Origin of the sequence: Pandoraea sp. B-6 (genome assembly GCF_000282835.1) — a bacterium.
GTDB lineage: Bacteria > Pseudomonadota > Gammaproteobacteria > Burkholderiales > Burkholderiaceae > Pandoraea > Pandoraea cepalis.
This window is the reverse complement of sequence record NZ_KB290524.1, coordinates 3,422-14,407: the sequence shown is the minus strand read 5'-3', so window position 1 is coordinate 14,407 and position 10,986 is coordinate 3,422. Positions and strand designations below refer to the sequence as shown.

10 protein-coding genes and 2 pseudogenes are annotated in these 10,986 nt (G+C 65.4%); 6 read left to right on the top strand and 6 right to left on the bottom strand.

Annotated features, from left to right (window positions below; genetic code table 11):
- From A985_RS0112625 to A985_RS0112615, 3 genes and pseudogenes are all read left to right on the top strand, one after another.
- Positions 1-448 (top strand): annotated as a pseudogene (locus tag A985_RS0112625) (hypothetical protein); the annotation flags it as partial.
- A 122-nt stretch (positions 449-570) separates the two neighbouring features.
- Positions 571-1,860, top strand: a complete 1,290-nt coding sequence (locus tag A985_RS0112620; RefSeq protein WP_017233768.1) for a patatin-like phospholipase family protein — start codon at positions 571-573, stop codon at positions 1,858-1,860.
- A gap of 27 nt (positions 1,861-1,887) precedes the next feature.
- Positions 1,888-2,730 carry an AraC family transcriptional regulator gene (locus A985_RS0112615; RefSeq protein ID WP_017233767.1) on the top strand — a complete coding sequence of 281 codons (843 nt, stop codon included), beginning with the start codon at positions 1,888-1,890 and terminating at the stop codon, positions 2,728-2,730.
- Between the two features lie 27 nt (positions 2,731-2,757).
- Here A985_RS0112615 and A985_RS0112610 read toward each other — a convergent pair whose 3' ends face one another.
- From A985_RS0112610 to A985_RS0112600, 3 genes are all read right to left on the bottom strand, one after another.
- A complete protein-coding gene (locus tag A985_RS0112610) occupies positions 2,758-3,345 on the bottom strand; it encodes a LysE family translocator (RefSeq protein WP_017233766.1) in 588 nt (195 codons plus the stop codon).
- A gap of 113 nt (positions 3,346-3,458) precedes the next feature.
- On the bottom strand, positions 3,459-3,896 hold the full coding sequence (locus A985_RS0112605; protein ID WP_017233765.1) for a nuclear transport factor 2 family protein: 438 nt from the start codon (positions 3,894-3,896) through the stop codon (positions 3,459-3,461).
- 202 nt (positions 3,897-4,098) lie between these two features.
- A complete protein-coding gene (locus A985_RS0112600) occupies positions 4,099-4,659 on the bottom strand; it encodes a chalcone isomerase family protein (RefSeq protein ID WP_017233764.1) in 561 nt (186 codons plus the stop codon).
- A gap of 723 nt (positions 4,660-5,382) precedes the next feature.
- Here A985_RS0112600 and A985_RS0112595 point away from each other — a divergent pair.
- From A985_RS0112595 to A985_RS0112585, 3 genes are all read left to right on the top strand, one after another.
- Positions 5,383-6,249: a hypothetical protein gene (locus tag A985_RS0112595; protein WP_026131919.1), complete on the top strand. Its 867-nt coding sequence runs from the start codon at positions 5,383-5,385 to the stop codon at positions 6,247-6,249.
- A 106-nt stretch (positions 6,250-6,355) separates the two neighbouring features.
- A complete protein-coding gene (gene rfaE2, locus A985_RS0112590) occupies positions 6,356-6,859 on the top strand; it encodes a D-glycero-beta-D-manno-heptose 1-phosphate adenylyltransferase (protein WP_017233762.1) in 504 nt (167 codons plus the stop codon).
- Positions 6,856-7,863 carry an asparaginase gene (locus A985_RS0112585; RefSeq protein WP_017233761.1) on the top strand — a complete coding sequence of 336 codons (1,008 nt, stop codon included), beginning with the start codon at positions 6,856-6,858 and terminating at the stop codon, positions 7,861-7,863. The genes rfaE2 and A985_RS0112585 overlap by 4 nt, the downstream gene beginning before the upstream one ends.
- Before the next feature lie 21 nt (positions 7,864-7,884).
- Here the strand turns inward: A985_RS0112585 and A985_RS0112580 are convergent, their stop codons facing one another.
- The 3 genes and pseudogenes from A985_RS0112580 to A985_RS0112570 form a co-directional block, all read right to left on the bottom strand.
- Positions 7,885-8,820, bottom strand: a complete 936-nt coding sequence (locus A985_RS0112580) for an SPOR domain-containing protein (protein ID WP_017233760.1) — start codon at positions 8,818-8,820, stop codon at positions 7,885-7,887.
- Positions 8,821-8,881: 61 nt separating this feature from the next.
- Positions 8,882-9,913 (bottom strand): annotated as a pseudogene (locus tag A985_RS27045) (type III pantothenate kinase); the annotation flags it as partial.
- Positions 9,910-10,908, bottom strand: a complete 999-nt coding sequence (locus A985_RS0112570) for a biotin--[acetyl-CoA-carboxylase] ligase (protein ID WP_083902290.1) — start codon at positions 10,906-10,908, stop codon at positions 9,910-9,912. The pseudogene A985_RS27045 and the gene A985_RS0112570, both read right to left, overlap by 4 nt.
- Between the last annotated feature and the right edge of the window lie 78 nt (positions 10,909-10,986).

Genomic DNA, 10,986 nt, shown 5'->3' with positions numbered 1-10,986 from the left:
GGGCGGCGACACACAGTCGCCGTTCGCGCAGGCGGGCAACGCTTATGGTGCGTTGGACCCGTCGCTTTGGTTCAACGCCATGCGCACGCAGTTCGACCAGATTGCCGCTGCTGCGCAGGCGGCCGGTGTATCGGCGGCCCAAATGACGGAAGCCGCTGCGGCGCAAATGTCGGATGCCGCTGCCAAGGCGACGCAGAGCGCACCGGCGAAACCCGCAAAACCCGCAAAGCCCACGCAGGCGTCTGGCCAGGCCACGGCAAAGGCCGGCACCGCCAAGCGGTCGGTGGGTACGAGCAAGGCGGCGGGCAAGACCGCTGCCAAGCGTGCGCCGGCCAGCAAGACGCCGCCGGCGAAGTCGGCCGCGGCAAAAACGTCTGCCAAGACGTCGGCGAAGGCCGCGCCCGCCGCAGGCAAGACGCCGGGTAAGCAGGCCGCCTGGAAGTGGTAGGGCGGTCGCACGAACGGCACATGCGGTAGACGCGACGACGGCTTCGGTCACGGCGATAGCGATAGCGACAACGACAACGACAACGACAACCACAACGTTGACCACGGCGGGAGGAGGCCCCCATGATTTCAGGCGAACGTACCGGCCTCGTCCTGATGGGCGGTGGCGCACGCGCGGGGTATCAGGTGGGCGTGCTGGCCGCGATCGCCGCGATCCAACGCGAGGTTCTGCCGTCGCGTCGCGCGATTCCGTTTCCCATTGTCTGTGGCACCTCGGCCGGCGCGATCAATGCTGCCGCGCTCGCGTCGCACGCCGACGATTTCCAGCATGGGGTCATGAAGCTGGACGCGGTGTGGCGTCAATTTCACGCCGGTCAGGTGTTCCGCGCGGACTCGCTGGGCATGGCGGGCACCGGGGCACGCTGGCTGGCGGCGCTTTCGCTCGGTTGGGCGCTGCGTCGCTCACCGCGCTCGCTGTTCGATTGGTCGCCACTCGGCGACATGTTGCGCAGTGCGATCCGTCTCGATCGACTGCCCGACGTGTTCGCGTCGGGGGCGCTCGAGGCTTTGTCGGTGACGGCGCTTTCGTACTCGTCGGGCAAGCATGTCACCTTCTACCAGAGCGCCGAGCCGATTCAGGCCTGGAAGCGTTCGCTGCGCCTGGCGCGCGCGGTGCCGCTGAGCGTGCAGCACTTGCTGGCATCGAGTGCGATCCCGTTTCTTTTCCCCGCCGTCGAGCTCGATCTCGACGGGCAGCCCGAGTATTTCGGCGACGGATCGATGCGCCAGATTGCGCCGCTCAGTCCACCGATCCATCTGGGCGCCACCCGCATCCTCATCATTGGCGCGGCGCACGGACAGTACGGACTCGACAGCAGCGGCGAGCGCATCGGTGGCTATCCCAGTCTGGCGCAGATCGGCGGGCAGGCGCTCGCAAGCGTGTTCATCGACGGCCTGTCGGCGGATCTGGAACGCCTCCAGCACATCAACAATGTGTTGCGGCATGTGCCCGAGGCGCAACGCGAATCCAGCGGCTGGCGGCCCATCGAGACGCTTTTGATCTCGCCAAGCCAGCGCATCGAGCCGATTGCAGCGCGTCATCTGCAGCAGTTGCCGCGGGCCGTTCGTACGATCCTCGGCGCGATCGGGGCGGACGAAGCGCGCGGCGCGGCCTTCGCCAGCTACCTGCTGTTCGAGTCGTCTTATACGCAGGAACTCATTGCGCTGGGCGAGGCCGACGCCTACGCGCAGCGCGACGCGATTGCCGCATGGCTCGTGGCGGAAGCGGATGGCACGAGCCCGCTCCATCGTGTCGAGGCCGGCGCGGTCGGGGGCGGCGGATTGCCGGCGAATTCACCGCTATCGGCGGAGTCGCCCGCCGCCGTGGCGGATACTGGCAAGCCGGCCGCATGAGTTGTTGTCCTCACTGATCCCGCCCCTATGTCGAAATCCACTGTTGCGTGTCCGTACCCGTCGACGTTCTGGCGCGATCCGGCGCTGCCGTTTCTCGAAGCGCGAGAGGTGCGCGATGGGCGTCGCGTCTGCTACGCGTTGCACAGCCATGAGACGTTTTCCATCGGCGCCGTGACGGGAGGGCGTAGTACCTATCGGAATGGTCGGGCACACGAGACGGTGGGCCGCGGCAGCGTTGTCGTGATGAACCCTGACGCGGTGCATGCTTGCAATCCCATTGACGACGAGGCGTGGGCCTATCGGATGCTGTTCGTCGACACGGCGTGGTTGCGCGAAACGCAGCGGGAACTGGGTTTCGGGCATGGACAGGATCTGCATTTGTTCGACCCGATGTCCGCTGACGATCCGGTGTTGTACCGGGGGCTTAACCGGCTCTATGACGTTTGCACCGACGCGACGCGCGACCGGCTTGAGCGCGAGAGCGTGGTGCAGCAGTTTTTCATCGACGTGCATGAGCGGTTGAACCCTGCGCCGCAACCGATGCGGGACGACTCGCACAAGCTGCGCCGCGCCGCCGATTTCATCCGTGCGCACTGCACAGAGGCGCTGACGCTTGCGCAGATCTGCGCGGCGGCGGGCCTGTCGGCCTCTTATCTGACACGCGTCTTTCGAGAGCAATACGGACTCACGCCGCACGCCTTTCTCATGGACCAGCGGATTCAATATGCACGGCGCCGACTGCGTCGTGGACATGCCATTGCCGAGGTGGCGCTCGATGCGGGCTTCGCGGATCAGGCGCATTTCCAACGCGCCTTCAAACAACGCCTCGCCACGACGCCGGGGCATTACCGGGAGCCGCAGGCCGCGTGATTCGACGCCGCGAAGGCGCATGTTTCCTTAGCCGGTCGCGACAAGATACACGGCACTTCCCGCCAACAGCGCCGCCATCGCGCAGTTCAGACGCCGCACGCGCCGCGCGTCGCGCATGCGATGACGCAACATCGCACCCGCGGCGGCCCAGCATCCCACCGAGCACCAGCAAACGACAAAGTAGATCGCCGCGAATTGCCAGATGCGCGCGGGATCACCTGCCGTGTACGCGCCCATTCCTGCCAGCGCCGCGAGCCAGGCTTTCGGATTGAGCCACTGCATGACGGCGCCTTTCGATATGGTCGGGCCACGCTGCGTGTCGGCGTCGTTCAACACGCCGTTATCGATCGCCAGTTTGTAGGCCATATAAAGCAGGAACGCCACGCCGAACCACTGAATCGCGCGCATCAGTACGGGCATCCGGTGCAGTAACTCGTGCACGCCGAAGCCGACCGCAACGAGCAACGCGACGAAGCCCACCGTCGCACCGGTCACGTGACGCAGGCTCGGTCCGAGGCCATAGCGCGCGCCCGCGCCCAGCGCCACGACATTGACCGGACCCGGCGTGATCGAAGCGGCCAGCGCGAACGCCGCCATTGAATAGAAAAGTGTCATCGGATCCCTCGATACTGAAGAAAGCGGGTGAAGCGAGGTTCCGAATGTAGGCGGCGACGGACGCCGTGTATTGAAGAAAACTGCCCTTTGGCAAATGGCCGTGTGCCGACGTCTCAACGAAACAGTCGATGGCGCAGCCAACGCAATAAACGTCCAAAGATGGGGAGCTTGACGTAGATATCTTCAGTGGCGTCCCAATAGTCGCGCTGATAGGCCACGCGTCCGTCCACAGCGAGACGCAGGTGCGATGCGCCATGAATGACCTGTTCGTCGTCAAGCCACCGTTTGGTATGGAAATGCAGATTCCACACCAGCAGCGCCTGATTGTGTTGCAGCAGCGTGGCGGTAAATTCAATGCGCGGCACGTCGACACGCTCGAATAGGTGCGTGAGCAGCGTCGCCACTTCGGCGGCGCTGCGCACCTCGTGCAGCGGCGTCTTGAGATAGACGTTGGGCGCGTAGAACTCGCCCAGATTCCCGACGCTTTGGCGGGTGAGGGTCTCGAAGTAGCGCGTCAGGCGCGTGAGCGCAGCCGCATGATCGATATCCATAGGCATGCTCGCGTGGGCGCCTGGACAGCGCGATTCGATGGACCCGTCCATGGCCGGGGCGGGGCCGCTCTCCGTCATCCCGGGCGCGCGGCGTCGGGATCGGCTTTCGGTCAATTATCAACGGCAACGCACGTTTGCACCGCGATGTTGCAGCGTGCGTGGCGCGGATGAGACACCCGACGGCGTCGGCCGCCCCGGCGACCTATCGCGCGTCGCTGGTCAATTCGGCGCGAAGGTCGGGGGCACTGGTGCGCGGATCCAGCCATATGGCGAAAAAAGCACGGCCGAAGGCGTCGCCCGCGATTTGACCGATCAGTTTGCCGTCCGAGAAGAACCGCGTGCCGTCGCCGGGCAGGAACACGCCGGTCAAGTGCTGCCCGGCCGTCACGTCGGGCAGGATGCGCGCCAGTTCTTCGGCCCAGCGCTCCCGTTGCGCATCGGTGGCCACTTGCAGCTTGGTCATTTCGATCAGACTGCGCTGCACGAGCGTATGAGATTTGAAACCGCGCGCGTAGCGCAGATCGAGCACCAGCGGATGCGCACTCCAGTTCGCGCTGACGCGCTCGGCGCCTGAGAAGAGTTCCGCGTCGTAGAGATGAAAACCCAGGCGCGTGAAGGAGCCGTGGCCGACCAGATGGGCGGTGGGGATTTCTTGCGACGCGAGTTGCCCGGCGTCGAACGCCAGGGCGCCGGGGGCCGTTGCCACCGTCGCCAGAAAGCAGACGGTGCGTAGCCATGCGGCAAGTGCGGGACGAGTGGGCATGCTCGGCTCCTTATCGGTCAAGGATCCAGTCGAGTCGGTAGGCCCGTTGGCGGCGCATGGCTCGTTCTGCCGGTGCGCCGGCCGATACAACGTGTTGCGTATTTGCGACTGAGAACTTTCCTCAAAGCGCGGCGCGGAAAAAGGAAACGTCGGCGTCGGCAGGGATGGGGGCTGTCACCCGGTCGCACTTACGGAACGATTGATTTCAGCGTAGACCATCGGACGCCGCGCGCGCAGGCCCATGGCACAAGGGCAAACCCTGACGCGCTGCCGTGATGTCCGCATTCGCAGGCGTTGATGCTCAAGACGCCCAAGCGGCTGGCCACGCGCCGGGCTGGCCGCCGAAGGTGTGTCGGAAAGCCTGTCGCCCATTGAGCATAGGTGCTTTGCGTGACAATTTGACGGGCGTCAACATTACGACGCATTACTGTCACGCGAGGGGCGACGTTGGCGGGATTAAACGGCTTTTATGTTATGATTCAAGAGTTTGGCCATATTTTAGTAGGCTCGCTCTAAGCCATATCGCCAGGATGCGGCCAGATTACAGGCGTTAATTCGTCGTCCTTCAGCGACGGCAGGGTTCAAGACGTGAAGTCGGACGGCGGGGGCCGCCCACGACACGCTCACCGTTTTGTCTGTCGAAATTCGGCGTAAACTTTCACAATACTATCTTGAGTCCTGGTGTAAGGTCTCGCGACCTTGGGGGTAATTGAAATGAACGAAATGCTGTATCCCGAACTGTACAAGTCGTTGGAGGCAGTGCGTTGGAACATGGAGAAGGACATTCCGTGGGACAAGTTCGACGCAAGCCAACTCTCCGACGATCAGGCGCGCACCATCAAGATGAATGCCATCACGGAATGGGCGGCGCTGCCGGCCACCGAGATGTTTCTGCGCGACAACCGTGACGACAGCGATTTCTCCGCGTTCATGAGCGTTTGGTTCTTCGAAGAGCAGAAGCACTCGCTGGTGCTCATGGAATACCTGCGCCGCTTCCGCCCGGACCTCGTGCCGACCGAAGCCGAGCTGCACGCCGTGCGCTTCCCGTTCGATCCGGCCCCGCCGCTCGAGACACTGATGCTGCACTTCTGCGGCGAAATTCGCCTGAATCACTGGTATCGCCGTGCGGCCGAATGGCACACCGAGCCGGTCATCAAGGCCATCTACGAAATCATCTCGCGCGACGAAGCGCGTCATGGCGGCGCTTATCTGCGCTACATGAAGAAGGCACTGACGAGCTTCGGCGATAACGCGCGCGCCGCGTTCGCGAAGATCGGCGTGCTGATGGCGTCGGCGCGTCGCACCGAAAAGCCGCTGCACCCGACCAACCTGCACGTGAACAAGGACCTGTTCCCGAACGACACGGTGCAATCGCGTTTGCCGGAACCGGAGTGGCTCGAACACTGGCTCGACGAGCAAATCAAGTTCGACGACAGTTGGGAGAAGAAGGTCGTCGAGCGTATTCTGCACAACATGTCGTTGCTGTTCGAGCACACGTTCGCGACGGCGCAGGACTTGAACCGTTACCGCAAGGAAATCACCAGCCGTCTGGCGGCAGTGGCCGCACCGGCCGTAGCCACGGCATCGTAATCGCGCGTTCGGCGCCGACGGTTTCGACAGGAAAGGGGCTTCGGCCCCTTTTTTGTTGCCACATACGCGGCGTGGGACAATAGCGCATCTATTTCGAACGATCGTCATGTCCGCTTCCCAAGTCATTCCTCCGGCCGATTTCGAGGCCAAGATTCTCCCGCGCGAGGCGCTCGCCGCATTGGCGCCGACGCTGCCGCGACCGCTGGTGTTCACCAACGGCGTGTTCGACATCTTGCATCGCGGTCACGTGACCTATCTCGCGCAGGCGCGCGCGTTGGGGGCGTGCCTCATCGTCGGGGTGAACAGCGACGCCTCGGTGCGCACGCTCGGCAAAGGCGACGACCGGCCGATCAATAATGAAAACGACCGCGCCGCACTGCTGGCGGCGTTGCAAAGCGTCGACTATGTCGTGACGTTCGGCGAATCGACGCCCGAGGCGCTGATTGCCGCCGTGCGTCCCGACATTCTCGTCAAAGGCGGCGACTACGAGATGGACACGCTGCCGGAGTCTGCGCTCGTGCGTGGCTGGGGCGGCAAGGCGTTGGCCATTCCGTTCGAACATCAGCGCTCGACGACGTCGCTGCTCAAGAAGGTGCGCGCCCAATCATGAATCTGGCCCCGCTCGTTGAAGTCACGCGCGGCGCGATGGGCGTCGATACCGTCGAGTGCGTGCATTACGGCGCCGTAGCGGTGGTCGACGCGCAAGGGCACTTGCGATACGCCGCAGGCGACCCGTCGTTTCTGACGTTTTCGCGCTCCACGCTCAAGCCCTTTCAGGCGCTGCCGTTCGTCGAGGGCGACGGCGTCGCGCATTTCGGTCTGACGCAGCCGGAGCTGGCGCTACTGTGCGCGAGCCACTCCGGTGAGGCGTTTCACGTCGATGGTGTGAAAAGCCTACTGAGCAAGGCGGGTTGCGACGAGCATCATTTGCAGTGCGGCTGTCACATGCCGACGTTTTACTCCGCCACCGGAAAACGTGCCCCGGCGGATCTGAAGCCGACGTCGCTGCATCACAACTGTTCGGGCAAGCATGCGGGCTTTCTCGCGTATTGCGCGCAGCACGGCTTGCCGCTCGATACCTACCTGGATCCGGCGCATCCGCTGCAACAGGCGATTCGCGCACGCGTCGGCGATGTCGTCGGCGTGAAGGGCGAGACGCTGGCGTTGGGCATCGACGGATGCTCCGCGCCGAACTACGCGTTGCCGCTCGACAGGCTCGCTGCCGCGTACGCCCGACTCGCCGCGAGCGACGACGCGGCACTCTCGACCTTGTTCGCCGCCATGACGCAGCAGCCGGAGATGGTGTCCGGCACGGCGCGCAACGATCTGGCGTTCATGCGCATGGCGCCCGGGGACTGGGTGGCCAAGATCGGCGCCGATGGCGTGCAGACGATCGGCGTTCGCTCGGCGGGCCTGGGCATTGCCATCAAAGTTGTCGACGGCAATATGCGTGCGCTATATACCGCAGCGGTGGCCGTACTCAAGGCTCTCGGGTTGGTCGAGTCGCCCGAGGCGACCGGACTGGCGCCGTGGGTGTCGCCGATCGTCAAGAACGCACGGGGTATCCAGACCGGGATTGTGCGGCCGGTCGTGTCGTTGAAGCGCGTCGGCTGAGCCAGGCGCAGGCCGGTTCAATTACCCCGGCGCGCTACCGGCCGGGGCGGGGCATGTCCGCACCCACTGCGCCGTCCATTGTTGTGTCACGACGCCGCGAATCTGGGCGGCCGCGTTCGCGTTGATGCCGACAATCCGGTAGACGATCCGGCTCTTGGCATTGGGCCTTTCGCTCAGTTGCGGCGTGATGCCTCGCTTCTGCGCGGCGGTCATCAAGCGCACCGCACGCTCCTTGTCGTTGAACAGTCCGAGCGAGACGACGAGCGTCGAGCCTTCGCCGTTGAGCAGGAAATACTCCGTCACCCCTGCTGCACGCAATTGCGCAACCTGTTTATCGGCGGCGGGTTTGTTGGGCACCGGATCGAGATGTACCCAGTACCGCTTGTCGAGCGCCACCGATTGAATGTCACCTTGCCCTGAAGGCAGCGCGGCGAGCAAAAGGCCGCGCGCTTGCTGCGCGTCGTTGGCGGCGAACGGGCCGACTTCCAGACAGATGGGCGCGACCTTCGCGGCGGCGGCCTGCGAAGCCGCCGCATCGCCCGATACCGCGTTCGTTGTCGCGGCGGCGACGGCCCGGCTTGCGGCCATCGTCGTCAATGCCGACTCGGACGTTCCGGGGCTGGAAGACCCTGCCGATGCGGCGGTCGCCCCTGAAGCGCCTGAAGCGCCGGCCGACGTCGCCGCTCCTGAGGCTTGCGATTCGTGTCTCCCGCCCGACGCACCGACAGGGAGGGAGGCGGCGGGCGACTGACCGCTGATCGCTGCTCCGGTCAAGCGGATTCGCTCCGGTTCGAGTTGCCTTTCGACCCGCGCCGGTTCGCGGCCGGTGGCAGGCAGCACATCGTGCCATTTCAGCCAGCCGAACTGCACAGCGGCGAGTGCTGCATTCGCCGCGAGAAACATGACAAGCAACAGCGCACGCAACATCTCAAGCACCCCCGGGGGATGGATCGGCATCTTGCGATGGGGATACCGAAATATCGGTCATGTGGGGGGCGGATGTCGCGCTCGCCGCTGCGCCGCACTCGGCAGCCCGAAGTGCCACCTCGTATAAGCCGGCCGGTACCAGTTGATCGTGTTCGGTAACGGGCATGGTCAGGGTGTGCGCGAGCGCCTGGCGTGCGCCGCCCGAGAGCACGCAACGCACGGGTGCGCCGAGTTGTGCCTGCAGTTGTGCGTGACTGCGCTCGACCAGGCCGGCTTGCGCCGCGGCGCATCCGCGCAGGATGGCATCGGTCGTGCTGCATGCGAATGCTTGTCCGCCGGTTGGCATGGTGGCGTCGAGCGTCGGCAATTGTGCGGTACCGTGGGCCAGCGACTGGAGCATCAGTGCGGGCCCCGGGGCGATCAGCCCGCCGAGATAATCGCCGTCGGCACACAAGGCTTCGACGGTGGTGGCCGTGCCCAACGTGACGATCAGCAGATGTTCGCCCGGCCACGCGGCGTGCGCGCCGATCAGGCTGGCCCAGCGGTCGCTGCCGAGCTGTGTGGGGACTTGATAACCATTGCGCACCCCCGCTCGCGATTCGCTGGCGCGCAAGACCTGCAGCCAATCGGTCGACGCCATGCCCCACAGCGTTTGCAGTGTCATGCGCACGGCTTGTTCCGCGGGTTCGCCCGCCACATTGGCAAGCCAGACACCCGCGGGTGCAGGGCAGACGAAGCTTTCGTCCTGTCGGCCCTGGCCGGTGGCGAGCGGTGCCATGTTCGGCGCGAAGTGAGCCTCTCCCGAGCCCGAGACCAGCGCGGCCCAGCCCGCGCGAATTTGCGTGGCGAGCGTGCGCCATTCGGCGTGATCGACCGCACCGCTGGCCAGAAAGGACGGCGCCGCTGCGCTCCAACCCTCTGGGCGCACGGCCGGCGCAAGCGCCCATTTGATCCGGCTGTTGCCGGCATCGACGAGCAGCCAAGGTGCACCGTCAGCGCTGCTTGCGCCCTGTGTGTCGAGGCTGCCGCGCGATGTCTTCGCAAGGCGAGTGTCCGCCGCCGTTGCCGCGGACTTCGCGGTGTCCACCGGTCGTGGGGGCGGCGTCTGTCGGGCGGCGCTCATCCACGGCCCCGTTGGGCGTCACGCGTGCCAGACGCATCGAGCAATCGCACGGAGACTTCTCCGCTGGCAATCGTGCGCTCGCCGTCAGGGGTCGCGACGCGCAGCCGACCTTGCGAGTCGACGCCGAGCGCCACGCCCTGCAACAGATCGCGACCATTTTCGATGACGCGAATCGACGCTCCGCCATAGGCGTGCATGGCTTCCCAGTCGTCACGGAAGACACCGAAACGATGCACGGCGAAGCGATTCAGCATGGTGGCGAGACGCTGGACCAATGCGATCAACACCGTCGACATATCCGGATCGACCAGCACCGATTCGAGCGCCGCCGGCGGCGTGACCGGCACGGCGGCAGATGAGGTCGTGCCGTCGTCGGAAGGCGCGGCGTTGTCGATGCGGGCGGCGACGTCCGCAGCCCGCCGAAGATTGACCCCGATGCCGATCACGACGCCGATGCGGCCCGGTCCGGCCGGGAGCGTCTCGATCAGGATGCCCGCCAGCTTGCCGCCGCGCAGCAGCACATCGTTGGGCCATTTGAGGCCGAGCGCGTGCGGCGCCGACAGCGGCAGATCAGAGAGCCCTTCCACCACCGCGACGCCTGTCGCAAGCGACAACCCGGCCAGTTCGGCCGGTCCGCCAGGCATCGTATAGGCGAGCGAAAACGTCAGGCTGTCGCCCGGCACGCTCTGCCATGCGCGGCCACGTTGTCCGCGACCGCCCGTCTGGCGCATCGCGGCGCGCAGCAGGGGCGCGCACGACGCGTCCCGGCGAAGGCGGGTCAGCAGATCGAGGTTCGTGGAGCCCGTGGTCTCGACCACGTCGATCTGCCAGTCGCGGCAAGTGGCGGCCAGCGCCGAGCGAATTCGGTCGCCATCGAGCTGGCGGGATGCGGTGTCGCGCGACGGCTCGCCACCCGCGTCGGCGGGGCGTTCAGACGAATCCGCCGCCATAGGGGCGAGGGGGGCGTTCGGCGAGGAGGGCGCGGCTTTATTCATGGTTGCTATTGTAGCGGCGAGGCCGGCGCCGCGCCGGTCTGCACTGCCGTCGTCCCCGTTTTTCGGTATTGTCCGAGG

Excerpts from the sequence above, each read along its gene's own strand:
- A985_RS0112620 (WP_017233768.1), top strand. The coding sequence starts at position 571 with ATGATTTCAGGCGAACGTACCGGCCTCGTCCTGATGGGCGGTGGCGCA.
- A985_RS0112615 (WP_017233767.1), top strand. The coding sequence starts at position 1,888 with ATGTCGAAATCCACTGTTGCGTGTCCGTACCCGTCGACGTTCTGGCGC.
- A985_RS0112610 (WP_017233766.1), bottom strand. The coding sequence starts at position 3,345 with ATGACACTTTTCTATTCAATGGCGGCGTTCGCGCTGGCCGCTTCGATC.
- A985_RS0112605 (WP_017233765.1), bottom strand. The coding sequence starts at position 3,896 with ATGGATATCGATCATGCGGCTGCGCTCACGCGCCTGACGCGCTACTTC.
- A985_RS0112600 (WP_017233764.1), bottom strand. The coding sequence starts at position 4,659 with ATGCCCACTCGTCCCGCACTTGCCGCATGGCTACGCACCGTCTGCTTT.
- A985_RS0112595 (WP_026131919.1), top strand. The coding sequence starts at position 5,383 with ATGCTGTATCCCGAACTGTACAAGTCGTTGGAGGCAGTGCGTTGGAAC.
- rfaE2 (WP_017233762.1), top strand. The coding sequence starts at position 6,356 with ATGTCCGCTTCCCAAGTCATTCCTCCGGCCGATTTCGAGGCCAAGATT.
- A985_RS0112585 (WP_017233761.1), top strand. The coding sequence starts at position 6,856 with ATGAATCTGGCCCCGCTCGTTGAAGTCACGCGCGGCGCGATGGGCGTC.
- A985_RS0112580 (WP_017233760.1), bottom strand. The coding sequence starts at position 8,820 with ATGCCGATCCATCCCCCGGGGGTGCTTGAGATGTTGCGTGCGCTGTTG.
- A985_RS0112570 (WP_083902290.1), bottom strand. The coding sequence starts at position 10,908 with ATGAATAAAGCCGCGCCCTCCTCGCCGAACGCCCCCCTCGCCCCTATG.